The sequence below is a fragment of the Azospirillum sp. Sh1 genome, assembly GCF_008365135.1.
Taxonomy (GTDB): Bacteria; Pseudomonadota; Alphaproteobacteria; order Azospirillales; family Azospirillaceae; genus Azospirillum; species Azospirillum oryzae.
Genome location: NZ_VTTK01000011.1, coordinates 57,748 through 82,858 on the forward strand (window position 1 = coordinate 57,748; position 25,111 = coordinate 82,858).

General features: G+C 67.6%; 21 protein-coding genes. 14 read left to right on the plus strand and 7 right to left on the minus strand.

The features are described 5' to 3' along the window. Positions 1-16 precede the first annotated feature (16 nt). The 11 genes from FZ029_RS13525 to leuD all read left to right on the plus strand — a co-directional run bounded on the left by FZ029_RS13525 (position 17) and on the right by leuD (position 12,184). Positions 17-889, plus strand: a complete 873-nt coding sequence (locus tag FZ029_RS13525) for a branched-chain amino acid ABC transporter permease (protein ID WP_149269700.1) — start codon at positions 17-19, stop codon at positions 887-889. Continuing rightward, positions 886-1,884, plus strand: a complete 999-nt coding sequence (locus FZ029_RS13530) for a branched-chain amino acid ABC transporter permease (protein ID WP_149269701.1) — start codon at positions 886-888, stop codon at positions 1,882-1,884. The genes FZ029_RS13525 and FZ029_RS13530 overlap by 4 nt, the downstream gene beginning before the upstream one ends. Further along, entirely contained in the window at positions 1,871-2,617 is a 747-nt protein-coding gene (locus tag FZ029_RS13535; protein ID WP_149269702.1) for an ABC transporter ATP-binding protein, read from the plus strand. Before FZ029_RS13530 ends, FZ029_RS13535 begins: the two co-directional genes overlap by 14 nt. Then, positions 2,610-3,323: an ABC transporter ATP-binding protein gene (locus FZ029_RS13540; protein ID WP_149269703.1), complete on the plus strand. Its 714-nt coding sequence runs from the start codon at positions 2,610-2,612 to the stop codon at positions 3,321-3,323. The genes FZ029_RS13535 and FZ029_RS13540 overlap by 8 nt, the downstream gene beginning before the upstream one ends. A gap of 95 nt (positions 3,324-3,418) precedes the next feature. Continuing rightward, complete coding sequence (locus tag FZ029_RS13545; RefSeq protein WP_188051929.1) at positions 3,419-4,321, plus strand: isocitrate lyase/phosphoenolpyruvate mutase family protein; 903 nt, start codon at positions 3,419-3,421, stop codon at positions 4,319-4,321. Further along, entirely contained in the window at positions 4,318-6,063 is a 1,746-nt protein-coding gene (locus FZ029_RS13550) for a hydantoinase B/oxoprolinase family protein (protein ID WP_149269704.1), read from the plus strand. The genes FZ029_RS13545 and FZ029_RS13550 overlap by 4 nt, the downstream gene beginning before the upstream one ends. A 19-nt stretch (positions 6,064-6,082) precedes the next feature. Further along, a complete protein-coding gene (locus FZ029_RS13555; RefSeq protein WP_149269705.1) occupies positions 6,083-8,155 on the plus strand; it encodes a hydantoinase/oxoprolinase family protein in 2,073 nt (690 codons plus the stop codon). Further along, on the plus strand, positions 8,152-8,766 hold the full coding sequence (locus tag FZ029_RS13560) for a cysteine hydrolase (RefSeq protein ID WP_149269706.1): 615 nt from the start codon (positions 8,152-8,154) through the stop codon (positions 8,764-8,766). The genes FZ029_RS13555 and FZ029_RS13560 overlap by 4 nt, the downstream gene beginning before the upstream one ends. Beyond that, entirely contained in the window at positions 8,763-10,169 is a 1,407-nt protein-coding gene (locus FZ029_RS13565) for an FAD-dependent oxidoreductase (protein ID WP_149269707.1), read from the plus strand. Before FZ029_RS13560 ends, FZ029_RS13565 begins: the two co-directional genes overlap by 4 nt. Beyond that, positions 10,166-11,572: a 3-isopropylmalate dehydratase large subunit gene (gene leuC, locus FZ029_RS13570; protein ID WP_149269708.1), complete on the plus strand. Its 1,407-nt coding sequence runs from the start codon at positions 10,166-10,168 to the stop codon at positions 11,570-11,572. Before FZ029_RS13565 ends, leuC begins: the two co-directional genes overlap by 4 nt. Continuing rightward, positions 11,573-12,184: a 3-isopropylmalate dehydratase small subunit gene (leuD, locus tag FZ029_RS13575; protein ID WP_149269709.1), complete on the plus strand. Its 612-nt coding sequence runs from the start codon at positions 11,573-11,575 to the stop codon at positions 12,182-12,184. An 11-nt stretch (positions 12,185-12,195) separates the two neighbouring features. Here leuD and FZ029_RS13580 read toward each other — a convergent pair whose 3' ends face one another. Then, positions 12,196-13,056 carry a polyphosphate kinase gene (locus tag FZ029_RS13580; protein WP_247892295.1) on the minus strand — a complete coding sequence of 287 codons (861 nt, stop codon included), beginning with the start codon at positions 13,054-13,056 and terminating at the stop codon, positions 12,196-12,198. Positions 13,057-13,272: 216 nt separating this feature from the next. On the opposite strand from FZ029_RS13580, the gene FZ029_RS13585 reads away from it, so the two are divergent. Beyond that, positions 13,273-16,593, plus strand: a complete 3,321-nt coding sequence (locus tag FZ029_RS13585; RefSeq protein ID WP_149269710.1) for a maltotransferase domain-containing protein — start codon at positions 13,273-13,275, stop codon at positions 16,591-16,593. A gap of 87 nt (positions 16,594-16,680) precedes the next feature. Here FZ029_RS13585 and FZ029_RS13590 read toward each other — a convergent pair whose 3' ends face one another. From FZ029_RS13590 to FZ029_RS13605, 4 genes are all read right to left on the minus strand, one after another. Then, positions 16,681-16,920, minus strand: coding sequence for a hypothetical protein (locus tag FZ029_RS13590; RefSeq protein ID WP_149269711.1), 240 nt, complete (start codon positions 16,918-16,920; stop codon positions 16,681-16,683). A 138-nt stretch (positions 16,921-17,058) separates the two neighbouring features. Then, positions 17,059-17,250 carry a hypothetical protein gene (locus FZ029_RS13595; RefSeq protein WP_149269712.1) on the minus strand — a complete coding sequence of 64 codons (192 nt, stop codon included), beginning with the start codon at positions 17,248-17,250 and terminating at the stop codon, positions 17,059-17,061. Positions 17,251-17,346: 96 nt separating this feature from the next. After that, positions 17,347-18,354: an alpha/beta hydrolase gene (locus FZ029_RS13600; protein WP_149269713.1), complete on the minus strand. Its 1,008-nt coding sequence runs from the start codon at positions 18,352-18,354 to the stop codon at positions 17,347-17,349. Continuing rightward, complete coding sequence (locus FZ029_RS13605) at positions 18,344-19,342, minus strand: ABC transporter ATP-binding protein (protein WP_149269714.1); 999 nt, start codon at positions 19,340-19,342, stop codon at positions 18,344-18,346. Before FZ029_RS13605 ends, FZ029_RS13600 begins: the two co-directional genes overlap by 11 nt. A gap of 179 nt (positions 19,343-19,521) precedes the next feature. Between FZ029_RS13605 and FZ029_RS13610 the strand changes: the two genes are divergently transcribed. After that, entirely contained in the window at positions 19,522-19,710 is a 189-nt protein-coding gene (locus tag FZ029_RS13610) for a zinc-finger domain-containing protein (RefSeq protein ID WP_085086595.1), read from the plus strand. A 28-nt stretch (positions 19,711-19,738) separates the two neighbouring features. Here the strand turns inward: FZ029_RS13610 and FZ029_RS13615 are convergent, their stop codons facing one another. Together FZ029_RS13615 and FZ029_RS13620 are read right to left on the minus strand one after the other, a co-directional pair. Further along, positions 19,739-21,463 carry a bifunctional protein-serine/threonine kinase/phosphatase gene (locus tag FZ029_RS13615; RefSeq protein ID WP_247892296.1) on the minus strand — a complete coding sequence of 575 codons (1,725 nt, stop codon included), beginning with the start codon at positions 21,461-21,463 and terminating at the stop codon, positions 19,739-19,741. A gap of 92 nt (positions 21,464-21,555) precedes the next feature. Next, positions 21,556-22,392 carry a formate/nitrite transporter family protein gene (locus FZ029_RS13620; RefSeq protein ID WP_149200965.1) on the minus strand — a complete coding sequence of 279 codons (837 nt, stop codon included), beginning with the start codon at positions 22,390-22,392 and terminating at the stop codon, positions 21,556-21,558. 661 nt (positions 22,393-23,053) lie between these two features. Between FZ029_RS13620 and FZ029_RS13625 the strand changes: the two genes are divergently transcribed. After that, positions 23,054-25,111, plus strand: a complete 2,058-nt coding sequence (locus FZ029_RS13625) for an EAL domain-containing protein (protein WP_149200966.1) — start codon at positions 23,054-23,056, stop codon at positions 25,109-25,111.

Sequence of the window (25,111 nt, forward strand, 5' to 3'; positions counted from 1 at the left end):
TCATGCGCGGGCTGCCATGTATTCACCTCAGATCATCCTGGAAGCGTCGCTGAACGGTCTGATGACCGGCGCGGTCTATGCCCTGATCGCGCTTGGCCTGACGCTGATCTACGGCGTGCTCCACATCATCAACTTCGCCCACGGCGCGCTGCTGACCTGCGCGATGTTCGCGGTCTGGATCGCCTGGGCGGTGTTGGGGATGGACCCCTATCTGGTCATCCTGCCGCTGGTACCGCTGATGTTCGCTCTCGGCTACGGCCTGCAGCGCTTCGTCATCGGGCCGGCCAGCCATGGCGACGACGGCAACATCCTGCTGGTCACGCTGGGCCTGTCCATCGTGCTGGAGAATGTGCTGCTGGCGCTGTTCCAGTCCGACACCCGCACGCTCGACACCGACTATTCCTTCCAGGTGGTGGCGCTGGGGCCGCTGCTGCTCAGCTACCCGCGGCTGATCGGGCTGGGGGTGGCGGTGGCGGTGACCGGGCTCTTGTGGCTGGTGCTGAACCGCACCGATACCGGCAAGGCGATCCGCGCCGTCGCCAAGGAGAAGCTGGGCGCCAATCTTGTCGGCATCGACGTGCCCCATGTCTATGCCGTGACCTTCGGGTTGGGCTGCGCCTGTCTTGCCGTCGCGGCGGGGCTGTTGATGCCGACCTTCTATGTCAACCCGCGCATCGGCGGCGCCTTCGTGCTGGTCGCCTTCACGGTGGTGGTGCTGGGCGGCATGGGATCCATCCCCGGCGCGCTGCTGGGCGGCCTGTTCATCGGCGTGGTGGAGAGCCTGTGCGGGCTGTTCCTGGGCGACAGCCTGGGCCAGCTCGGCATCTTCCTGATCTTCATCGCCGTGCTGCTGGTGCGGCCGACCGGACTGTTCGGAGCCAAGGCATGACCGCGCGCGACCTGATCCCGATCGCCGTCCTGACCATCCTGGCGGCTCTGCTGCCGCTGGTGGTGACCTCCAGCCCGGTGCTGAACTTCCTGGTCTTCATGCTGATCGTGGCGCTGGGCGCGCAGGGTTGGAACATCCTGGGCGGCTTCGGCGGCCAGTTCAGCTTCGGTCATGCCGCCTTCTTCGGCACCGGCGCCTATGTGACGGCGATCCTGCAACTGCGCTACGGCGTCAATGCCTGGGCCGGGCTGCTGCTGGCGACGGTGGCCGGCGGCGTGGTCGGCTGGGTGATCGGCTTCCTCAGCTTCCGCTCCGGCCTGCGCGGGTCATATTTCGCGCTGGTGACGCTGGCCTTCGCCGAGGTGTTCCGTATCCTCGCCAACGCCACGCCCTTCACCGGCGGCGCCGCCGGCCTGCTGATAAAGCTGGATGTCCGGGCCGCAAACCTGCAATTCGACGACCGCGCCGTCTTCTATTGGCTGGTGCTGGCCCTCGTCGCCGGGGTGCTGCTGCTGACGCGCTGGATCCAGCGGTCGCGCTTCGGGGCGCAACTTGTGGCGGTGCGCGAGAACGAGGACGCGGCCAAGGCGCTGGGCGTGAATTCCCTCAAGGTGAAGCTGCGCGCCATCGCCCTGTCCGGTGCGGTGACGGCGCTGTCGGGCTGCCTCTATGCGCAATACTTCCTCTACATCGACGCCAACATCGCCTATGGCAGCTGGATTTCGGTGGAGCTTCTGCTGGCCCCGATCATCGGCGGCGTCGGCACCGTATTCGGCCCTGTGGTCGGGGCGCTGACCCTGCACGGGCTGGGCGAGGTCGCCAAGCAGTTCGCCGGCCGCATTCCCGGCATCGACCTGATCGTCTTCGGCGGCGTGCTGGTGCTGGCCGTGGCCTTTGCCCGCGGCGGCATCCTGGGCCTGCTGGAGCGGATGCGCGACCGTGGCCGGGGGATGATGGCGCGCGGACCCAAGGAGGTTTCCCATGCTGGCCGTTGACGGCGTTTCCAAGCGGTTCGGCGGGCTGATGGCGGTGGACAGCGCGACGCTGTCGCTGCAACCCGGCGGCATCATCGGGCTGATCGGTCCGAATGGAGCCGGCAAGACCACGCTGTTCTCGATGATCTCCGGCTTCATCGCACCCACCGACGGACGCATCCGCTTCGAGGGCACCGACATCACCGCCGAGGAACCGCATCGCCGGGCGGAGCGCGGCATCGGCCGCACCTTCCAGATCGTCCAGCCCTTCGCCGGGCTGACGGTGTGCGAGAACATCGCCGTCGGCGCCTATCTGCGCCATGCCAAGCGCGCCGACGCCACCGCCAAGGCACGCGAGGTGGCACGGCGCGTCGGGCTGGGTTCCGAGCTGGATCGGCCGGCCGGCGGGTTGACGGTGGCTGGGCGCAAACGGCTGGAACTGGCCCGCTCGCTCGCCACCGAGCCCAAGCTGCTGCTGCTGGACGAGGTGCTGGCCGGACTGAACCCATCGGAGATCCGCGACATCATCCCGGTGATCCGGGGCATCCGCGACGAAGGGGTGACGATCCTGATGATCGAACACGTCATGCAGGCGGTGATGAACCTGTGCGAGCGCGTGTATGTGCTGGCCCAGGGCCGCATGATCGCCGAAGGGCAGCCCACCGTCGTCTGCGCCGACACCCGCGTGATCGAGGCCTATCTCGGCCACGGCGCCGCCGCTCGTCTGAAGGCGGAGGGGGCGGCCCATGGCTGAGCAGCTTTTGGAAATCCGCGGGCTGAAAACCGGCTATGGCGCCACCGAGGTGCTGCGCGGCATCGACATGGCCGTGCATGCCGGCGAGATCGTCACGGTGCTGGGCTCCAACGGCGTCGGCAAGACCACGCTGAACAAGGTTCTGTCGGGTGTGCTGCCGCCCTGGACCGGCGAGATCCATTTCGGCGGCAAGCGCATCGACGGCAAATCCGCCGCGCGCATCGTCGAGGAGGGTCTGATCCAGGTGCCGGAAGGCCGCAAGATCTTCCCCAACCTGTCGATCCGCGAGAATCTGGAACTCGGCAGCTACCGCCGCGGCAAGCCGAACCGGGCGCGGAACCTGGAGCGCATCTTTGCCACCTTCCCCCGATTGAAGGAGCGCGAGGCACAGTTCGCCGGCACCCTGTCGGGCGGCGAGCAGCAGATGCTGGCGATCGGCCGCGGCATGATGGCGGAGCCGCGTCTGCTGATCCTCGACGAACCGTCGCTCGGCCTCTCGCCGCTGGTGGTGGAGGAGATGTTCGGGCTGATCCGCAAGCTGAACGCCGAAGGGCTGGCGATCCTGCTGGTGGAGCAGAACGTCGTCCAGTCGCTGGAGGTCGCCCGCCGGGCCTACATCCTCGAAAACGGCGTCTTCGCGCTGTCGGGACCGTCCGACGAGATCGCGCGCGACCCCGAATTGAAACGCACCTATCTGGGACTGTGAGCGATGCCCGCTCCGGCCCTGTCCCGACATCTTCCAACCCTGACCCGGCGCTGCCGCGACGGCTTCGCTGACCGGCACCGGGGGGAGCGCTTGACATGACCGTCCCCAGCATCAGTTTCCGGGACCGACTGGCCCAGGACCGCGTCGTCCTGGCGCCCGGAGTCTATGACGCCTTCACCGCTTCGATGGCAACCGCCGCCGGGTTCGAGGCGCTGTACCTGTCGGGTGCCGCCATCGCCTATACCCGGCTCGGCCGGCCCGACATCGGGCTGGTTTCGGTCAGCGAGGTGGCGGACACCATCGCCTTGGTGCGCGACCGGGTGCCGACGCCGCTGATCGTCGATGCCGACACCGGGTACGGCAACGCGCTGAACGTGCAGCGTACCGTGCGCATGTTCGAACGGGCCGGCGCCACCGCCCTGCAGCTTGAAGACCAGAGCTTCCCCAAGCGCTGCGGCCACCTGACCGACAAGGCGGTGATCCCCGCCGGCGAGATGGCCGGCAAGATCAAGGCGGCGGTCGATGCCCGCGCCAGTGAAGCCACGCTCATCATCGCCCGCACCGACGCGGTGGCGGTGGAAGGCGTCCCGGCGGCGCTGGACCGCGCCCGTCTCTACGTCGAGGCCGGGGCCGACGTGCTGTTCGTCGAGGCGCCCAAGAGCCGGGAGCAACTGTCCGCCATCGCCACCGACCTGGGCGGCATCCGCCCGCTGCTCGCCAACATGGTGGAGGGCGGGCAGACGCCGATCAGTTCGGCGTCCGAACTGGGCGAGTTGGGCTACCGGCTGGTGATCTTCCCCGGCGGCATCGTGCGAGCGCTCGCTCGGCAGGCGCAGGACTATTACGGATCGCTGGCGCAGCATGGCACCACCCAGCCCTTCCGCGACCGCATGTTCGATTTCAACGCGCTGAACGAGCTGATCGGCACGCCCGAAATGCTGGCGCTCGGCGAGACTTATAAGGACTTCACACCCGCCAAGCGGGAGGACGCAGTATGACCACCAGAACCACCGCAATCGACCCCGTCACGCTGGCTGTCCTGAAGGGCCGGCTGGAGCAGATCGCCGACGAGATGGACGCGACGCTCTACCGCTCCGCCTTCAACCCGATCATCGCCGAGGCGCGCGACGCCTGCCATGGCCTTTACCATGCGGAAACCGGCGCGACGCTGGTGCAGGGCACCAACGGCCTGCCGATCTTCGTCGGCGCCATGGCCTTCGCGGTCAAGGCGGTGATCGACAAGGTGGCGCGCGAGGGCGACCTGCATCCCGACGACATCTTCCTGTTCAACGACCCCTATGACGGCGGCACCCACCTGAACGACTTCCGTCTGGTGCGGCCGATCTTCCGCAACGGGCAGCTGTTCTGCTGGATGGCGTCGGTCGGCCACTGGCTCGACATCGGCGGCAACGTGCCGGGCAACTTCAACGCCCGCGCCACCGACAGCTTCCAGGAAGGCGTGCGCATCCCGCCGGTGAAGCTGGTCAAGGCCGGCGTGATGAACCACGACCTGCTGGCGATCCTCGCCGCCAATTCGCGCGTGCCGGTGTCGAACTACGGCGACCTGAACGGCCAGCTGAACGCGCTGGATCTGGGCGTGCGCCGCCTGACCGAACTGCTGGACGACCATGGCGAGGAGACGGTCGCCGCCGCCTTCGACGCCTTCACCGCGCGGGCCGACGCGCTGATGCGCAGCGCCATCGGCAAACTGCCGGACGGTGTCTACAGCTTCGAGGATTATCTCGATAATGACGGCATCACGGCGGACCGGCTGCTGATCGCGCTGGACCTGACCATCGCCGGCGACCGGATGACGCTGGACTTCTCGCGCTCGTCGGCCCCCTGCGCCGGGCCGCTGAACATCGCCTATTCCACCGCCGTCGCCTGCTGCTATGTCGCGCTGAAGCATGTCTTCACCGACGTGCCGGCCAATGCCGGCTGCCTCAACCCGATCACCTTCGTCATCCCCGAAAGCACGCTTCTGGCGGTGAAGCCGCCGAAGCCGGTGGGCGGCTATACCGAGACCATCCTGCGGGTGATCGGCGTGGTGTTCGGCGCACTCGCCCTGGCCGATCCGGCCCGCGCCACCGCCGCGCCCTTCGGCACCATCAACGCGCTGTCGCTGGCCGGTCACCGCAAGGACGGGTCGCGCTGGGTGATGTTCTCCTTCTTTGGCGGGGGCTTGGGCGGCAATCCGGAGACGGACGGGCTGAACCACGCCAACAACCCGATCTCCACCGCCACCATCCCGCCGGTGGAAATCCTGGAGGCGGCCTATCCGGTGATGTTCACCCAATGGGCGCTGCGCCCGGACTCCGCCGGTGCCGGCCTGCATCGCGGCGGGCTGGGTGCGGTCTATGAGATCGAGGCGCTGACCGATGCCGACGTCTTCCTGCTGGGCGAGCGCGGCGTCTTCGCGCCCTTCGGCGTGGCCGGCGGCACCCCTGCGGCGCTGAACCGTTTCACCTGGCAGAGCGACGAGGGCGAGAAGTCGCCGCCGCTCGCCTCCAAGGTCACGGACGTGAAGATCCGCGACGGCCAGCGCGTTCGGCTGGAGACGCCGGGCGGCGGCGGCTGGGGCGACCCGAAGCGGCGCGATGCGGAGGCCGTGGCCCGCGACGTGCGGCTCGGCTATCTCGGCCGTGAGACTGCGCGCAGCGCCTATGGTGTGGCACTGACCGACGACGGCGCGCTCGACATCGCCGCCACCGCGACCCTGCGCGAATCCTCCGCCGCCTGACGACACCGGAAGCAAGACCATGAGCAACGGCATTTCCAAGGGTGCAATCGTCGGCGTCGATGTCGGCGGCACCTTCACCGACCTGTTCCATTACGACGAGGCGCGCGGCAGCTTCCGCACCGCCAAGGTCCCCTCCAACCGCGGCGACGAGGCAGTCGGCTTCCTCGCCGGCCTGCAGAGCTTCGGGCCGGTCGCCGAACTGGGGTCCATCGTCCACGGCACCACCGTCGGCACCAACGCGCTGCTGGAGCGCAAGGGTGCCAAGGTCGGGCTGATCACCACCGCCGGCTTCCGCGACGTGCTGGAGATGCGCCGCCGCGATCGCCGCCACACCTGGGGCCTGTGGGGCGATTTCGTCCCCGTCGTCGACCGCGACATGCGGCTGGAGGTGGCGGAGCGCACGCTGGCCGACGGCACCATCCGCACCGAAATCGATCCGGAGGAGGTCCGCGCCGCCGCCCGCCGGCTGGCCGACCAGGGGGCGGAGGCGCTCGCCATCGTCTTCATCAACGCCTACGCCAACCCGGCCAACGAACTGGCGGCGCTGGGGGCGGCGCGCGAGGTCTGGCCGAACGCCAACCTGGAATGTTCCTCCCGCATCCTGCCGGAAATCCGGGAGTTCGAGCGCACCTCCACCACCGCGCTGAACGCCTATCTCCAGCCGGTGGTCGGCAGCTATCTTGCCAAGCTCGACAATGCGTTGGCGGGTGAGGGGTTCGGTGGGCGCTTCCACATCGTCCAGTCGAACGGCGGCGTGATGTCCACCGACACCGCCCGGCGGCTGCCGGTGCGCACCGCCCTGTCGGGGCCGGCGGCCGGCGTCATCGCCGCGGCGGCGATCTCCAAGGCGGCGGGTTTCCCCAACGTCATCACCGGCGACCTAGGCGGCACCAGCTTCGACGTGTCGCTGGTGGTGGAGGGGCAGACCATGCTGGCCGCCCAGACCACCATCGATTTCGGTCTGGTCGTCCGCACCCCGATGATCGAGATCACCACCATCGGCGCCGGCGGCGGCTCCATCGCCGGGGTCGATCCCGGCGGCATGCTGCAGGTCGGGCCGGAGAGCGCCGGCTCGCGGCCGGGGCCGGTCTGCTATGGCCAGGGCAACACCCGCCCGACGCTGACCGACGCCAACGTGCTGCTCGGCCGCATCAATGCCGAGCGCCCAATCGGCGGCAAGTTGGCGCGGCTGGACGTCGATGCCGCCCGCACGGCAATCGCCACCCATGTCGCCGAGCCGCTCGGCCTCGACGTCATGGCGGCGGCGGAGGCGGTGGTGCGCATCGCCAACAGCAAGATGGCCGGCGCCATCCGCCTCGTCTCCATCGAGCGCGGCCACAACCCGGCCAAGTTCGCCGCCGTGCCCTTCGGTGGCGGCGGCGCGCTGCATGTCGGCGCGCTGATCAAGGAGGTCGGCTTGAAGGCGGCGCTGGTGCCGCGCTTCCCCGGCGTGACCTCGGCGCTCGGCTGCGTCATCGCCGACATCCGCCATGATCAGGTGCAGACGGTCAACCTGCCGCTGGCGGGCATCGACGCGCGCTCGCTCGACCGCCGCATGGTGGAGGAGGCGGCCGCCGCCCGCGCCGTGGTGGAATCCGCCGGGCTCAGCGTCGATCGCATTGACCTCGTCTTCGAACTCGACATGCACTACATCGGCCAGACCCACACGGTCGCCGTGCCGCTGCCGGTGTCGGTAGAGAACGGTACCACCGGGATCGACGAGGCGACCATCCGCGCCGCCTTCGAACGCGCCTATCAGGCCTCCTTCAGCCGGCTGCTGCCGGGCGTCGGTGCCAAGATCGTCAACCTGCGCACCGCCGCCATCGGCCGCCGTCCGCATTTCGACCTCTCCGCCCTCGCTCCGGCGGCCGGCACGACGGTAGCGGGCGCCCATGCCGGGTCGCGGCCGGTGTGGTTCGACGGGGCCTGGCACGAGACTGCCGTCTACAACCGCCTCGACCTGCCGGTCGGCGCGTTGATCCAGGGTCCGGCGATCCTTGAGCAGCCGGACGCCACCACCGTGATCGACCCCGACCTGTCCGCCCGCGTCGACGCCTACGGCAACGTCATCGTGGAAAGGAGCGCCCGATGAGCGCCACCGCGATCCCTGTCGAGCGCACCGCCCTGCTGGTCTGCGACCTACAGAACGACTTCATCCACCCCGACGGCGCCTATGGCCGTGCCGGGCAGACGGCGCCGGAAATCCTGGCCCTGCCGGGGCGGGTGAAGCCGCTGGCCGACCTGCTGCGTGCGCGGGGCGGCTGGGTCATCTCCACCAACTTCACCCTGGTGCCCGGCCGCGGCGGCGAGCCGATGATCTCGCCCCATCTGAAGGCTCTGCGCCCCTTCCTGACCAAGGGCGATTTCATGCCCGGTGGTTGGGGGCATCGTACCGTCGACGCGCTCCAGCCGGTCGATGTGGAGGTGGAGAAGGTCGCCTATTCCGCCTTCTACATGTCGCGGCTGGAATGGGTGCTGCGGAAATGCGGGGTGGAGCGGCTGCTGGTCTGCGGGATCGTCACCAACGGCGGCGTCGCCTCGACCGTGCGCGACGCCCATGTCCGCGAGTTCGACACCATCCTGCTGGAGGACGGCTGCGCCGCCTTCAGCCGTGAGGTGCATGAGGTCTCCGTCGCCGCCCTGCGCCCGGTCTGCCGGGTTGCGACCGTCGCAACGATGCTGGAGGAGGTGGCAAGCCAATGAGCCGCATCCTGCCCGCCGACGGCGTGGAATTCGAGTTCACCGTTCCCGTCGTCGTGATCGGCGGCGGGGCGGCCGGGATGATCGCCGCCCTCGCCGCCCACGAGCAGGGCGCCGGCGTGCTTGTGCTGGAGCGCGATGCGCTGCCCCAGGGCTCCACCGCCCTGTCGGCCGGGCTGATCCCGGCACCGGGCACCCGCTGGCAGCGCGCTGCCGGAATCGAGGACAGTCCGGAGCGCTTCGCCGCCGACATCATCGCCAAGGCGAAGGGCGAGCCGGACCCGGCGGAGGTCGCCCGCGTCGCGCAGGCCGTGGGGCCGGCGCTGGAATGGCTGGCCGACCGCTACGGGCTGCCATTCTCGGTGGTGGACAATTTCAGCTATCCCGGCCACAGCGCGCGGCGCATGCACGGGCTGCCCAGCCGGTCGGGGGCGGAACTGATCGACCGGCTGCGTGGAGCCGTCGAGACCGCTGGCATCGACGTGCTGTGCGAGGCGCATGTCACGGCGCTGTACGCAGACGGTGCGCAGGTACGCGGCGTTGAGATCACGCGGCCCGACGGAAGCGTCGAGCGGGTCGGCTGCGGCGCGCTGGTGCTCGCCTGCAACGGCTATGGCGGCAACAGGGCGCTGGTGGAGCGGCATGTGCCGGAACTGGCCGACGCGCTCTATTTCGGTCATCCCGGCAACCAGGGCGACGCGCTGCTGTGGGGGCAGGCGCTGGGCGCCGCCACCCGGCACCTGTCGGGGCACCAGGGTCATGGCTCCGTCGCGCATCCCGCCGGCATCCTCGTCACCTGGGCGACGATCACCGAAGGCGGCGTGCAGGTGAACGCGGAGGGCCGGCGTTTCTCCAACGAGGCGCAGGGCTACTCGGAGCAGGCCGCCATCGTGCTGCGCCAGCCCGACGGCATCGCCTGGACCGTCTTCGACGAGCGCATCGCCGGCATCGCCCGCCAGTTCGAGGATTTCCGGCAGGCCGAGGCGATGGGCGCGGTGCTGACCGCCGACACGCCCGTCGAACTTGCCCGTCTGATGAAGATCGACGCCGACGCTTTGGCTGCCACGCTCGCCGGGAACGACCGGTTGAAGGCGGAGGGAGGAACGGACGGATTCGGCCGCAGCTTCGCCGGCTCGGCCCCGCTGGTTCCGCCCTACCGGGCCGTCCGCGTCACCGGTGCGTTGTTCCATACCCAGGGCGGGCTGGTCGTCGATGACGATGCGCGCGTTCTGGATAGCCGAGGCACCCCGCTGCCCAACCTCCATGCCGCCGGCGGCGCCGCTTGCGGCGTCTCGGGATCGAAGGCGTCCGGCTATCTGTCCGGCAACGGCCTGCTGACCGCGGTGGCGCTGGGGCGCATCGCCGGGACGGCCGCGGCCCGTGCCGTCAAGGAGAAAACCCAATGACGCAACAGCCACGCAGCCTGTTCGAGAAGGTCTGGGACGCCCATGTCGTGGCGATCCGGCCGGACGGTCAGTCCCTGCTCGCCATCGACCGTCATTTCCTGCATGAGGGGTCCTTCCACGCCTTCGGCATGATCGACCATGCCGGCCGCAAGGTGCGCCGACCGGAGCTGACCTTCGCCGTCGCCGACCATTACGTGCCGTCGCACAGCCGGTCCAAGCCCATCGCCGACCCAGAGATCGCCAACATGGTGACGATGCTTGAGGCAAATGCCGGCCGCCATGGTCTGCGCCATTTCGGCCTGCACGACCCGGCGCAGGGCATCGTCCATGTGCTGGCGCCGGAACAGGGACTGACCCTGCCCGGCCTGACCATCGTCTGCGGCGACAGCCACACCTCGACACACGGCGCCTTCGGGGCATTGGCCTTCGGCATCGGCGCCACCGAGGTGTCGCATGTCCTGGCGACCCAGACCCTGTGGCAGCGCCGGCCGAAGACCATGCGCGTCACCGTGGATGGCGTGCTGGGGCCGCATGTGACGGCAAAGGACCTGATCCTGGCGGTGATCGCCGCCATCGGCGCCGACGGGGCCGCCGGCCATGTCATCGAATATGCCGGCAGCGCCATCCGCGCCCTGTCGATGGAAGGCCGTCTGACCGTCTGCAACATGTCGATCGAAGCGGGCGCGCGGGCCGGGATGATCGCCCCCGACGACACCACCTTCTCCTGGGTCGAGGAACGACCCTATGCCCCCAAGGGCGCGTTGTTCGACCGGGCGGTGGAGCATTGGCGGAGCCTGCCCAGCGATCCGGGTGCCGTCTTCGACCGCGAGGTGACGCTGGATGCCGCCAGCATCGCCCCGGCCGTCACCTGGGGCACCAGCCCGGAAACCGCGGTTCCGGTCACGGCGACCGTGCCCGATCCGGGGGCGGAGAGCGACCCGGTGCGCGCCGGCCAGATGCGCAAGATGCTGGACTACATGGGCCTTGCCCCCGGCATGGCGCTGGAGGACGTTGCCATCGACCGCGTCTTCATCGGCTCCTGCACCAACGCCCGGCTGGAGGACCTGCGCGCCGCCGCCGCCGTGCTGCGCGGCCGGCGCGCCGTGGTGCCGGGGCTGGTGGTTCCGGGATCGGTCCCGGTGCGCCGTCAGGCGGAGGCGGAGGGGCTGGACCGCGTCTTCATCGACGCCGGGCTGGAATGGGGGGAGCCGGGCTGCTCCATGTGCGTGGGCATCAACGGCGACCTCGTTCCGGCGGGGGAGCGCTGCGCCTCCACCACCAACCGCAATTTCCCAGGCCGTCAGGGACCGAACGCCCGCACGCATCTGATGAGCCCGGCGATGGCCGCCGCCGCCGCCGCGACCGGCAGGCTTACTGACGTCCGCAAGCTGGGAGCCGTATGAATGGACCCCTTCATCACGTTGACCGCACCGGCGGTGCCGCTCGACATCGCCAACATCGACACCGACCAGCTTCTGCCAGCCCGCTTCCTGAAGAAACCGCGCAGCGCCGGCTACGGCAACTTCCTGTTCCATGACGAGCGCAAGCCGGGCTTCCCGCTGGACGACCCGGCCTATGCCGGGGCGGCCGTCCTGGTGAGCGACCGGAATTTCGGCTGCGGCTCCTCGCGGGAGGGGGCGGTCTATGCGCTGGTGGACGGGGGCTTCCGCTGTGTCGTCGCCCCCAGCTTCGGCGACATCTTCGCCGCCAATGCCGCCAAGAACGGCCTGCTGACCGTCACCCTGCCGGAGAACGCGGTGGCCACCCTGCGCCGCCAGTTGCAGGAAGCGCCGGGCGCCGCCGTCACCGTGGATTTGCCGGCCCAGATCCTGACCGGTCCGGACGGACGGCCGCTGCCCTTCGCCATCGACGCCTTCAAGAAGGAGTGCCTGATCGAAGGGCTCGACGACGTGGCGCTGACGCTGCGCCACCAGGACGCCATCGACCTCTTCGACCGGCGCGACGCCGAGCGGCGGCCGTGGGTGGTACCGGGGGTGGTGCCGGGCGCGGTCTGAGCGGCGGCGCCTTACCCCTGGCCGCTCCGCTCCTCGTCGGAAACGCCGTAGACCGGCAGGTCGGGTTCGATGCCCAGCACCTCCGCGGCGATGCGGGCGACGTTGCCGTTGACGGGGGGCGGGGCGATGTTCACACCCTCTTTCAGGGCATTGGTGACGATCTCCAGCACCTTGAGGCGGGCGAACCATTTGGAGTTCGCCTCCACCGCATGCCAGGGCGCCTCGGGGGTGGAGGTGCGGTCGAACATCGCCTCGGCCGCCTTGACGTAATCGTCCCATTTGGCGCGGTTGCGCAGATCCTCCTCCGTCAGCTTCCAGCGCTTATAGGGATTCTTCATCCGCTCGCGGAAGCGTTCCAGCTGTTCTTCCGGGGTGATGTGCAGGAACAGCTTGATGATGCGCACGCCGTCGTCGGTCAGCAGCCGTTCGAACTCGTTGATCTCGTCATAGGCGCGCTTCCACTGATCCTTGGTGGCGAATTTCTCCACCCGCTCGACCATGACCCGGCCATACCAGGACCGGTCGAAGATGGCGAAGGTGCCGGCCGCCGGCAGCTTGGTCCAGAAGCGGTACAGGTAATGCTTTCCCTGTTCCTCCGCCGTGGGGGAGGAAATCGGCCAGACATGGAAGCCGCGGGGGTCGAGCGGTTCGGTCATGCGGCGAATGGCCCCGCCCTTGCCGGCAGCGTCCCAGCCTTCGAACACCACGATGGCGCGGCGTTTCTCGTGCCAATAGGTCTGCTGGATGTGCAGCAACTCCTTCTGCAGCTTGCCGAGTCGGCGGTCGTACTCCTCCGCCGTTTCGATCCGCACCTTCTTCTGGTCCAGTTTACCGAGGCGGATTTTCGAGACCTTGCCGGGCTTCTCGGCCATTAGGTGCATCCTGTGCTGGTGGTATCCGTTGCGGGTTGCCATATGCGGCAGGCGGAACCTTCGCCGCCCCAGCCGGTTGACCGGCGGGAGCAAGGTGTCGGCCGCTGTCGGGCATCGGTGCATTCCGGAGGGGAACGGCGCCGATGCCGCTTCGTCGATCCCACAACGGGGACCGGCGGCTGTCAACGGAGAAGCAGGGCCAAGGAAGGGGGTTCCATGAGTATCGTCGGACCACGCATCTACAACCTGTTTCCGACCCTGGTCGGTCCGGTCCGCGATTGGACCGGGCACCTGCCGCGGATCCAGGGGATGGGATTCGACTGGATCTTCCTGAACCCGATCCATCAGCCGGGTTTCTCCGGCAGCCTTTATGCTGTGAAGGATCCCTATCGGCTGCATGACGCGCTCCGCGGCGGCTCGCATGAGAGCGACGACGAGTTGCTGCGCCGCTTCATCGGGGAGGCCGGGGCGCACGGCCAGTCGGTGATGATGGATTTCGTCATCAATCACACCTCTCGTGATGCGCTGCTGGTCGACCGTCACCCCGACTGGTACAAGCGCGGCCCCGACGGCGACCTGCACCGTCCGGGTGCCGTCGATCCCAACAACACCGCCCATGTCACGGTGTGGGGCGACCTCGCCTCGCTGGACTATGACCGGGCGGAGTCGCGGGCCGGGCTGATCGGCTACTGGTCGGACTATCTGCGCCATTACATCGCGCTGGGCGTGAAGGGCTTCCGCTGCGACGCCGCCTATCAGGTGCCGGCGGAGGTGTGGAAGAGCCTGATCGACGCTGCCCACGCCGTGAATCCGGAGGTGAAGTTCTTCGCCGAGACGCTGGGCTGCACGGTGGAGCAGGTGCGCGAGCTGTGCGGCGCCGGCTTCGATTTCCTGTTCAACAGTGCCAAATGGTGGGACTTCAAGGCCGACTGGCTGCTGGACCAGTATGACGAGTTCCGCTGGATCGCGCCGTCCATCGCCTTCCCGGAAAGCCACGACACCGACCGCCTGGCGGCGGAGGTCGGCAGCCAGGACGCGGTGCGGCTGGCCGCCCAGTTGAAGATGCATTATCTGTTCGCCGCCAGTTTCTCCACCGGCGTGCTGATGCCGGTCGGCTACGAATACGGCTTCACCCGCAAGCTGGACGTGGTGCGCACCAGCCCCGCCGACTGGGAGCAGCCGAAGCTGGACCTGACCGGCTTCATCGGCGCGGTCAACGCCATGAAGGCCGCCACCCCGGCCCTGAACGTCGAGGGGCCGCAGCGCCGCGTGACCTCGCCGCACAGCCCGGTGCTGGGGCTGATCCGGCAGGTGGACGGCGCCGCGCTCGACCAGCCCGACGGCTGCGCCATCCTGGTGCTGAACCCCGACGAGAACCGGCCGCACATGCTGGATGTCGGCCCGGTGCTGGCGGCCACCGGCGGCACCTATGAGGCGTTCGAGGATGTGACGCCGGAGGCGGAACCGCTGCCGATGGAACCCGGCGCTCCGATGACGCTGCGCCCGATGGAACTGCGCGTCTTCCGCGCCCGCGCCGCCCGCAGCCACCCGGTCGAACTCCACGACGTGGAGGAGCGGGAGTGGATGGATTCCATCGCCGCCGGCCGGATGACCATCGAGAATGTCTATCCGGAGTTGGATGGCGGCCGCTTCGCCATCAAGCGCGCGGTCGGGGACGTGATGGAGGTGTGGGCCGACATCTACACCGACGGTACCTTCGTTCTCGCGGCCTCCGTCATGTACAAGGCGAACGGCGACGAGGAGTGGAGCGAGGCGCCGATGCGCTTCCACCAGAACGACCGCTGGGTCGGGCGCGTGCCGCTGACCCGCAACGCCCGTTACACCTACAGCATCGAGGCGTGGCGCGACGTCTGGGAAAGCTGGCGCGCCGACTTCAAGAAGAAGGTCGATGCCGGCATGGTCGTCGATCTGGAACTGGTGGAGGGCCGCCGCTTCGTCGAACAGGCGTTGGACCTGAACCATGGTGACGGCCGCGCCGCGCTGGAGGCGGTGATCGAGCGGATGCAGTCGCTGGCCGGCCGCGACGCCGTCGACTACGCCCTGTCGGACGAGCCGCGCCGCATCATGAAGCAGTATGGCGAGCGGCAGTACAAGTCGCGCTATGTCCGCGAACTGGAGGTCTATGTCGACCGCACCGCCGGCGCCTATTCGGCGTGGTTCGAGATCTTCCCGCGTTCCGCCTCGCCCGACCCGTCGCGGCCGGGCAACTTCGACGACGTGGTGAACCTGCTGCCCATGGTGCGGGACATGGGTTTCGACGTTCTGTATTTCCCGCCGATCCACCCGATCGGCCGCGCCTTCCGCAAGGGCAAGAACAACACGCTGAATCCCGGTCCCGACGATCCCGGCGTGCCCTATGCCATCGGCGCGGAGGAGGGCGGGCACGACGCCATCGACCCGATGATCGGCGACTTCGACAGCTTCCGCCGGCTGGTGCGCGAAGCCAAGCGCCATGGCATCGAGATCGCGCTGGACTTCGCCGTGCAATGCTCCCCCGACCATCCCTGGGTGAAGGAGCATCCGCACTGGTTCTACTGGCGGCCCGACGGCACCATCCGCTATGCCGAGAATCCGCCGAAGAAGTACCAGGACATCGTCAATGTCAGCTTCTACCGGCAGTCCTATCCGGATCTGTGGTACGCGCTGCGCGACGTGGTGCTGATGTGGTGCAAGGAGGGTGTGCGCATCTTCCGCGTCGACAACCCGCACACCAAGCCCTTCCCCTTCTGGGAATGGATGATCCGCGAGGTGCAGGACCGCTACCCCGACGCCCTGTTCCTGGCCGAGGCCTTCACCCGGCCGAAGCTGATGAAGCGGCTGGCCAAGGTCGGCTTCACCCAGTCCTACAGCTACTTCACCTGGCGCACCACCAAGCCGGAGCTGACCGAATACCTGACGGAGCTGACGCAGGGTGAATCGCGCGAGTACATGCGGCCCAACTTCTTCGCCAACACACCCGACATCCTCCCGCCGATCCTGACCCATGGCGGCCGGCCGGCGCATATGATGCGGGCGGTTCTGGCGGCGACGCTGGCCGGTGTCTACGGTCTCTATGGTCCCTATCTGCTGTGCGAGGCGGAAGCCTATCCCGGCAAGGAGGAATACAACCACTCGGAGAAGTACGAAGTCCGGCATTGGGATTGGAACAAGCCCGGCAACATCCGCGACTACGTCACCGCCATCAACCGGATCCGCCGCGAGAACCCGGCGCTGCAGCAGTTCACCAACCTGCGCTTCTACAACGCCTTCGACGACAACATCCTGCTGTACGGCAAGATGACGGAGGCCAAGGACAACGTGATCCTGATCGCGGTGAACCTCGATCCCCACAACGGCCATGGCGGGACCATCGAGATTCCGCTGTGGGAACTGGGTCTGCCCGACGGCGCCCATGTTCAGGTGGAGGACCTGTTCAGCGGCCACCGTTTCACCTGGATCGGCAAGTTCCAGCATGTCTGGCTGGACCCCCACCGCAACCCCGCGGCGATCTGGCGGATCGTGCCGCCGGGGGTGTGAGGACGTTCTGGCACCCGATGCCCAAACTCCAGACAAAAAAAGCGGCCCCGCAGGGCCGCTTTTCTCAATCCCGTCCGTCCAGCGAAGTCACCGCCGCCGGATCATCGTCACGCCGCCGACGGTCTTGTCGAGGAAGGCGATCATGGTGTCCGGCTTCGGCCCGACCGATGAGGCGGCGAACGCCATCCACCAGCGCGCCATCGGGGTGGTCCAACCGTAGCGGTCGGCGATGATCTGGACATCCATGGTAGAGGACATGGTCGACTGGGCGGTCGTCGGCGCGCGGAGGGCGCCGGACGGGGTAACCTGGGATTCGACGCTGTGCATGGTTCCTCCCAACGGGGACGTTCGGTGTCCGCTTATGCGGTACCTTAGCCCTCAACCGCTGAAAGTGGCAGAGTTGCTTTGGTCCTAAGGGGTACTATACCTTTGGCTGCGAAGGTCCCATGCCCCGGACTGCGCCTTTCAGGTAGGCGGAAGCGGCAATCCGCCGGCCCAAGCCACGATCGCCACCAGGGCCGCCCGGTTGGCCGGCCGGAACAGCAGCGCCAGCCGCACCCACAGCGGCGAAACCTTGAATTCGGCCGCTATTTCCTCGACTTCGGCCGGGGACAACCGCAGGCCGGGAGCAGGGTCTTCACTCAGATCTTCACGCATTGCCAACCTTCCGCGAGTGCCGTCGGTCATGATGGATAAGGAACAATCCGTCTGACCGGCGATCGCGCAGCCGCGTGTGACAAATTGTAGCGCCCTTTACTTGGCCGCCAGCAGGGCCCTTGGCGCCCGGTCGGCACCGCTGGCCAGCGGCACCTTGGGGTTCCCGATCCAGGCGATGACGTCGTTGACGACCAGCTTGCCCTTCAGGTCGCGCAGCAGCATGTGGTAGCCGTCCGGATAGACGGCGACGACATGACGCCCGCCCGCCTCGAAATCCTTCAGCGCGCGTTCCACCGGCCGCGGCGGCAGAACCTCCTCATGGGCGCCGTAGAGCACCAGCGAGGGGGTTTGCAGGCGCTGGCAGGCGTCGAGCGCGGACCCCATCAGATCGGTCAGCCCTTCCAGCGCATCGACGCGCGAGCCCTTGATGACCATCGGGTCGCGGCCCAGCGCCCGCAGCATCTCGATGTTGTCGGACGGATGGATGCCGAGGTCCTGCGGCGGATGCACCACCATGCCCGGCACCAGATTGTAGGTGATCCACAGGGCGGCGCGCGGGAAGAAGCCCATCGCCTGCCGGCCCCAGACGGCGGGGGCGACCAGGATGGTGCCGTCGACCTTGGGCGGGTTGGGCCCGGTCATCGCGGTCAGCACCACCGCCCCGCCCATGCTCTCGCCCATCAGATAGACCGGAACGCCGGGATGGCGCCTGCGCACCATGTCCACCGCTGTGCGGGCATCGCTGACCAGGGTCGGGGTGCCGGCCCAGACGCCGCGTTCGCGGGTGGCGCCGAAACCGCGCTGGTCGTAGGCGTAGGTGGCGATGCCGGCCGCGGCGAAATCGCGGCCGGCGCCGTCGAAGGCGTTGGAATAATCGTTGTAGCCGTGCAGGGCCACCACCACGGCCCGCACGCGGCCATCGGCCGGAAGCCAGGTGCGCATCGGCAGTTCGAAGCCGTCGGCGGCGATCAGCACGCGGTCGTTCAGCTGCGGCTGGACGACGGCCGTTCCCATCGGCTGGAAATCCGCGGCACAGCCGCCAAGCAGAAGCCCCAACCCCAGAACAGCCGCCAAGCCGACAGCCGCCGATCCGCTATGCCGCATGGATTACCCCTGTGTCGCTGTGCGCACCACCCGTCAGTTGGAGGAATATATCCTCGAGATCCGATTCCTCGGTCGTGACATCGACGATCCCGATTCCCGAAGCGGCAAGAGCGGACAGGATGGCGCCGGCGCGCTGGCGGCTCGGCTGATAGCGGACGACCAACCGCCGCGGTTCCGGCAATTCCACCGTATAGCCTTCCAGCGACGGCGGCGGGGCGGTCAGGTCGCGCTCCAGCGTCAGGCACAGCGCCTTGTTGTCCACCCGGCGCAGCAGGGTCGTCTTCGGCTCGCACGCCACCACCTGCCCGTGGTTGATGATGGCGATGGTGTCGCACAGCTCCTCCGCCTCCTGCAGGTAGTGGGTGGTCAGCAGGACGGTGGTGCCGGACTTGTTGAGCTGGCGGACATACTCCCAGAGCTGGCGGCGCAGCTCCACGTCGACGCCGGCGGTCGGCTCGTCGAGGATCAGCACGGGCGGGGTGTGGACCAGCGCCTTGGCGACCATCAGCCGGCGCTTCATGCCGCCGGACAGCGAGCGGGCATGGGCATCGGCCTTGTCGGCCAGCCCGACCGCCTCCAGCAGTTCGTCCGTCCGGCGTTCCCTCTTCGGCACGCCATAGAGGCCGGCCTGAAGCTCCAGCATCTCGCGCGGGGTGAAGAAGGGGTCCATGTTCAGTTCCTGCGGCACCACGCCGATGGAGGCGCGGGCGCGACGCGGATGCTCCGACACCTCGTGGCCCCAGATGGTGGCAGTGCCGCCGGTCTTGTTCACCAGCCCGGCGAGGATGTTGATCATCGTCGACTTGCCGGCACCGTTGGGGCCGAGCAGCCCGAACAGGGACCCGCGCGGAATGGCGAGGTCGATGCCCTTCAGCGCATGCTTCGGCCCGGCCTTGCCGGTCGGCTGGTAGATCTTGGTCAGGCCGCGCAGCTCCACCGCATTGGCCGGGAGCGAGACGGGCGTGGGGGTATCGGTGGGCGCGGCCATTGATCCTGAACCATGATGTTTGCGGTTGACGAAAAAGCCCACGAGTCCGGTGGTTTCCCCCGTTGATCCGCGGCGCGCGATGGGTATCATCCGGCCCGCGCGCGCGGAACCCTGATCGGGGGCCCGGACAGCGGGCGTGTCCACGATGGCGTGAACCGGCGCGCCTGTCAAAACAGAGGATGACTGCCATGCAGCCGACCGAGACGATCCTTGTTGAAACCTCGACCGTCGGATGCGACGGCGGCGGCGGCGCCCTGGGCCATCCGCTGGTCTATCTGACGCTGGATCGCGAGGGGCAGGTCGAATGCCCCTACTGCTCGCGCCTGTACAAGCTGAAGGAAGGCGCCAAGGTCGCCCACGGGCACTGATTGCGCTCCGGTCCTGCCGGCGGGCCGATCAGACCCGGCCGGCCAGCAGGACCAGCACCGCCAGGGCCAGCAGCGCCGACAGCCCCTGCCAGAAGGCCAGCGGGTTGCGGTCGATCAGCGGCCGGCGCCGCGTTCCGGCGGCATGCTTGCGCGGGTGGCGCAGGTCGTACAGGAACTCCGACAATTCCTGATAGCGCTTTGCCGGGTCCGGATGGACCGCCTTGCGCAGCACCCCGTCGATCCAGGCGGGGATGTCCCGCTGGTCGCTGAGCGCCGTGCGGTAGGCCAGCTTGCGCTGGCGCGCCCGCGTGGTGGCGGTCGCCGCATCGGCGCCGTAGGGCAGGCGGCCGGTCAGCATCTGATAGGCGATGACCCCCAGGGCATAGAGATCGGAAGCCGGTGTCCCGCCTTCGCCCAGCAGATATTCGGGCGCGGTGTATTGCAGGGTGCCGAGGATTTCGCCGTGGTCGGCGTCCGGCATGGTCTCCAGGATGCCGGGGACCAGGACCGATCCGAAATCGACGATCTTCACGGTCCCGGTCCGGTCGATCATCACATTGTCGGGCCGCAGATCCTGGTGCAGCATCTCCAACCGGTGGAAGGCCTGCAGCCCCTTGCCGATCTGCTCGACGATGGCGCGGACGGTGGGCAGGTCGGGATCGGGATGGTCCCGCATCCACTGGGTCAGCGTCTGCCCGTCCAGATAGTCGGTGACGACATAGAGGTGGCGGCGCGGCCGGCTCTGAGGCGGGGCCTTCAGCACATGCGGGCTGTTGATCCGCCGGGCGATCCACTCCTCCATCAGGAAGCGGCGCAGATGGGCGCGGTCGTCGCGCCGGTCGATGGCCGGCACCTTCAGCGCCACCGCCGGACCCGCCGCTCCGTCCTGGGCCAGATAGACATGGCTGCGGCTGCTGGCATGCAACTCGCGCAGGATGCGGTAGCCTTCGAATTCCTCCCCCGGTTCCAGCAGGGGCGGCGGGGGCAGATCGGACAGCCGGGATAACAGGTCGCCGGCATCCGCATCGGGGATCGCGTCGATTCGCACGATCTGGAGCGTCAGATTGTCGGTGCTGCCCCGCCGTAACGCCTCCTCCACCGCGAGTCGGGCCGCGCGGTCGAGGTCGTCGGCATGGTCGGCGATCGCGTTGATCAAAAAATCGGCATCGACATGCTCATAGACGCCGTCGGTGGCCAGCAGGAAGATGTCGCCGGCTTCCACCGGCAGATCCCGGCAATCGATCTCCACATGCGGCACCACGCCCATCGCCCGGCCGAGATAGCTGACCTCCGACGACACCACCACCCGGTGGTCGGTGGTCAATTGTTCCAGCGCGCAGCCGGCGATGCGGTAGATGCGGGAATCGCCGACATGGAACAGATGCGCTGTGGCCGATTTCAACACCAGCGCGCTGAGCGTGCAGGCAAAGCCGCGGTCCTGGTCGTAGCGGTATTCGCTGCGCCGGTTCTGGGCGTGCAGCCAACTGTTCGCCGCCGCCAGCACCCGCTGCGCCGAGGTCCTCACCGACCAGCTTTCCGGCGTGCAGTAATAGTCGGTTAGGAAGCTCTTCACCGCGGTTTCGCTGGCGATGTGGCTGACCCGGCTGCTGCTGATGCCGTCGGCCAGCGCCACCGCGATCCCCTTCATGCCCAACAGCGGCGGCGTCGGGATCAACGCCCCGTGGAAATCCTGGTTGGACTCCTTGCGCCCCTTGTCGGAGCACTGGCCGATGGAGATCCGCAGCTCTTTCAAGATGTCGGCACTTGGCACGATGTCGGCCCTTGGCAAGAAAAACCCCGGCCCAAGGCGGACCGGGGTGGTGACGGGATGACGGTCAGGGTGCCTTATTCAGCGGGCTGCAGGCCGGTTTGATGCAGGCGGCGCTTCGGCGCCGTGCGGACATGGGTGGCGTAGAGCGTCAGCCCGGTGAAGGCCAGACCGCCGACCAGATTGCCCAGCACCGTCGGCAGCTCGTTCCAGATCATGTAGTCCATGATCGAGAATTTGCCGCCCATCAGCATCGCCGACGGGAACAGGAACATGTTCACCACCGAATGCTCGAAGGTCATGCCGAAGAACAGCATGATCGGCATCCACATGGCGATCACCTTGCCGCTGACCGAGGTGGAGATCATCGCGCCGACGACGCCGGTGGAGACCATCCAGTTGCACAGCACGCCGCGCAGGAAGATGGTCAGCATGCCGGCGGCGCCATACTGGGCATAGCCGAGCGTCCGGTTCTCGCCGATGTGCGAGATGACCGACCCGACCTTGTCCGGCGGGGTGGAGAAGCCATAGGTGAAGACCACGGCCATCATCACCGCGACCGTCAGCGCGCCCAGGAAGTTGCCGATGAACACCAGCCCCCAGTTGCGCAGCACGCCGCCGATGGTGACGCCCGGCCGCTTGTCGATCAGCGCCAGCGGCGACAGCACGAAAACGCCGGTCAGCAGGTCGAAGCCCAGCAGATACAGCATGCAGAAGCCGACTGGGAACAGGATGGCGCCGATGATCGGGAAGCCCGTCTGGACCGTGACCGTGACGGCGAAGACCGCCGCCAGCGCCAGGATCGCCCCGGCCATAAAGGCGCGGATGACGGTGTCGCGGGTGGACATGAAAATCTTGGATTCGCCGGCATCCACCATTTTGGTGACGAACTCGGAGGGCACCAGATACGACATGACGAGTCCCCTTGGAACAAGCGCTGAAGGAACGGCACGCAGCGTCCGGTGGAGCCCGTGCGGCACCGGTCCGGTGCGGGGCGGGGGAGGGAAGACGCGCTGCGTGTGATTTGGGTGCGGGCCCCGGTCTTTGGTCCCGCGCGGGTCAAACCGCCGTTGGCTTGAACGGGAAACCGCTTTGCACGCGATGTGCCAAACGCGCAGATGCCGGAAACCCGGCGGGTTTCGCCCATCGCCCTTCCTGTCGCGGTGCGGTGCGGAACCGCAGTTGCCCAAAGACTGTGCTGCGATGAATAAAAAACAGCCATTTGTATAAGAACGATTGTGAGACCAGATCGGCTTGATGCCGTCAGCCGTGCCGCGGTTGGATCAAAGTCTTTCAGATTTTTAACCGTGCGAGAGAAGACTATCGTTCTGCATCAATGCTTTGGCCGAAAGCAGGCGACGCCGGCCCGCCTATGGGTCAGGTTCGGTTACCTTTTTGTTATAATTTCCCTTCATATTGTGAGACAGTATCGGCGATGTCGCTTGACGGGTCTCTCCGAACCGGCGTCTACTTTGCCGCGTTGCGGAAAAGTGGAAGTTCCACAATCGTTGTTTGAGTTGCAGGCTTATGTTTTTTCCAGGCGGTTCGGGATTGGCGTCGGATGAGGCGCGCACGATGAGTCACGAGACGGAAGAACAGTATCGCAGCATCTTCGAAAATGCTGTCGAAGGCATCTATCAGACGACTGTCGACGGCCGTTACCTGCGGGTCAATCCGGCACTTGCCGACATCTACGGCTATGCTTCGCCCGAAGACCTGATCGCCAACCTCACCGACATCGCCTGCCAGCTCTATGTCGATCCCGGCAAGCGCGAGGCCTTTGCCGACCTGATGGCCCGCCAGGATCGGGTCCACAGTTTCGAGGCGCGCGTCTTCCGCCGCGACGGCTCCATCATCTGGATCGCGGAAAGCGCACGCTGCGTGCGCGATGCTGCCGGCCGAATCCGCTATTACGAAGGCACCGTCCAGGACATCACCGAACGCAAGCAGCATGAGGAGAAGATCCGGCTGCTCGCCACCGTGTTCGACAGCGTCGCCGACGGCATCCTGATCGTCGATCCCGAACTGACGGTGCAGGCGATCAACCCGGCCTACGAGATCATGACCGGTTTCCAGCGGGAGGAACTGCTGCGCCGGCCGCTGGTCCTCTTCGCCCCCGGCTCGCACGAGCGGGAGTTCATCGACGCCATCTGGACCACCGCGCGGCAGGCCGGGCGCTGGCAGGGGGAGGTCACCAGTTTCCGCCATTCCGGCGACGCCTTCGCCGCCGCCCTGTCGGTGACGTCGGTCCGCGCGCCGAGCGGCGTGCTGGAACATTATGTCCTGACCATCGCCGACATCAGCCAGCGCAAGTCGCAGGAACACCAGATCCGCTATCAGGCCAGCTTCGACCGGCTGACCGACCTGCCCAACCGCTGGCTGGTCTGCGAAAGGCTGGAGGAGGCGATCGTCCGCGCCCAGCGCGGCAAGAGCAAGGTCGCCGTGGCCTTCCTCGACCTCAACCGCTTCAAGCAGGTGAACGACACGCTGGGCCACCATGCCGGCGACGAGCTGCTGAAGCTGGTGGCCCGGCGCCTGCGCAACTGCACCCGCATGACCGACACGGTCGGCCGGCTGGGCGGGGACGAGTTCCTGATCGTCGCCCCCGACGCCGCCGACCGCTCCGCCGGGGCCCGGCTGGTGGAGAAGATCCTCTATTCGATGGCGGAGCCGTTCAGCGTCCATAATCAGGAGCTGTTCTGCGGCGCGTCCATCGGCATCGCCTTCTACCCCGACGACGGCGAGACGGCGGACCAGCTTCTGCGCAACGCCGATCTGGCGATGTACCATGCCAAGCGCAACCCGGAGCACAAATACGTCTTCTACGACAACGGGATGCGCGAGCGGTCGGGCTTCACCCTGGGGCTGGAGAGCGATCTGCGCCGCGCCAGCGGCGGCGACGAGTTCGAACTGCATTTCCAGCCGAAGATCGACCTTGCCGGTAACCGCACCATCGGGGCGGAGGCGCTGATCCGCTGGCGCCACCCGGTGCGCGGCATGGTCAGCCCGGCGGAGTTCATTCCGCTGGCCGAGGAAACCGGTTTGATCTGGGAAATCGGCGCCTGGACGCTGATCGAATCCTGCCGCCGGCTGGCGGGTTGGATCGAGCGCGGTCTGCCGATCCCCTCGGTGTCGGTGAACCTGTCGCCACGCCAGTTCCAGGACGCCCGCCTCGTCGGCTTCGTCCGCAGCGTGGTCGAGTCCGCCGGAATCCCGGCCGACCGGTTGGAACTGGAACTGACCGAAGGTGCCATGATCGGCGACATCGAAAAGGCGGTGACGATCCTCAACGGGCTGAAGGACATCGGCGTCCGCCTGTCCATCGACGATTTCGGCACCGGCTATTCCTCGCTGGCCTATCTGAAGCGCTTCCCCATCGACACGTTGAAGATCGACCGCAGCTTCGTCCGCGACATCGTCAAGTCGACCACCGATCCGGCCATCGTCGGCACCATCGTCAATCTGGCCGAAAGCCTGGGCTTCGACACCATCGCCGAGGGGGTGGAGACGCAGGAGCAGGCCGATATGCTGCGCCTGCAGCGCTGCACCCGCATCCAGGGCTATCTCATCAGCCGGCCGCTGCCGGTCGACCAATTCGAAACCTTCCTGACCAACAGCGTGGTGCCGGCCTGA

Excerpts from the sequence above, each read along its gene's own strand:
- FZ029_RS13590 (WP_149269711.1), bottom strand. The coding sequence starts at position 16,920 with ATGCACAGCGTCGAATCCCAGGTTACCCCGTCCGGCGCCCTCCGCGCG.
- FZ029_RS13555 (WP_149269705.1), top strand. The coding sequence starts at position 6,083 with ATGAGCAACGGCATTTCCAAGGGTGCAATCGTCGGCGTCGATGTCGGC.
- FZ029_RS13625 (WP_149200966.1), top strand. The coding sequence starts at position 23,054 with ATGAGTCACGAGACGGAAGAACAGTATCGCAGCATCTTCGAAAATGCT.
- FZ029_RS13610 (WP_085086595.1), top strand. The coding sequence starts at position 19,522 with ATGACTGCCATGCAGCCGACCGAGACGATCCTTGTTGAAACCTCGACC.
- FZ029_RS13535 (WP_149269702.1), top strand. The coding sequence starts at position 1,871 with ATGCTGGCCGTTGACGGCGTTTCCAAGCGGTTCGGCGGGCTGATGGCG.
- FZ029_RS13580 (WP_247892295.1), bottom strand. The coding sequence starts at position 13,056 with ATGGCCGAGAAGCCCGGCAAGGTCTCGAAAATCCGCCTCGGTAAACTG.
- FZ029_RS13620 (WP_149200965.1), bottom strand. The coding sequence starts at position 22,392 with ATGTCGTATCTGGTGCCCTCCGAGTTCGTCACCAAAATGGTGGATGCC.
- FZ029_RS13530 (WP_149269701.1), top strand. The coding sequence starts at position 886 with ATGACCGCGCGCGACCTGATCCCGATCGCCGTCCTGACCATCCTGGCG.
- FZ029_RS13600 (WP_149269713.1), bottom strand. The coding sequence starts at position 18,354 with ATGCGGCATAGCGGATCGGCGGCTGTCGGCTTGGCGGCTGTTCTGGGG.
- FZ029_RS13595 (WP_149269712.1), bottom strand. The coding sequence starts at position 17,250 with ATGCGTGAAGATCTGAGTGAAGACCCTGCTCCCGGCCTGCGGTTGTCC.
- leuD (WP_149269709.1), top strand. The coding sequence starts at position 11,573 with ATGGACCCCTTCATCACGTTGACCGCACCGGCGGTGCCGCTCGACATC.
- FZ029_RS13540 (WP_149269703.1), top strand. The coding sequence starts at position 2,610 with ATGGCTGAGCAGCTTTTGGAAATCCGCGGGCTGAAAACCGGCTATGGC.
- FZ029_RS13560 (WP_149269706.1), top strand. The coding sequence starts at position 8,152 with ATGAGCGCCACCGCGATCCCTGTCGAGCGCACCGCCCTGCTGGTCTGC.
- FZ029_RS13565 (WP_149269707.1), top strand. The coding sequence starts at position 8,763 with ATGAGCCGCATCCTGCCCGCCGACGGCGTGGAATTCGAGTTCACCGTT.
- FZ029_RS13525 (WP_149269700.1), top strand. The coding sequence starts at position 17 with ATGTATTCACCTCAGATCATCCTGGAAGCGTCGCTGAACGGTCTGATG.
- FZ029_RS13605 (WP_149269714.1), bottom strand. The coding sequence starts at position 19,342 with ATGGCCGCGCCCACCGATACCCCCACGCCCGTCTCGCTCCCGGCCAAT.
- FZ029_RS13550 (WP_149269704.1), top strand. The coding sequence starts at position 4,318 with ATGACCACCAGAACCACCGCAATCGACCCCGTCACGCTGGCTGTCCTG.
- leuC (WP_149269708.1), top strand. The coding sequence starts at position 10,166 with ATGACGCAACAGCCACGCAGCCTGTTCGAGAAGGTCTGGGACGCCCAT.
- FZ029_RS13585 (WP_149269710.1), top strand. The coding sequence starts at position 13,273 with ATGAGTATCGTCGGACCACGCATCTACAACCTGTTTCCGACCCTGGTC.
- FZ029_RS13545 (WP_188051929.1), top strand. The coding sequence starts at position 3,419 with ATGACCGTCCCCAGCATCAGTTTCCGGGACCGACTGGCCCAGGACCGC.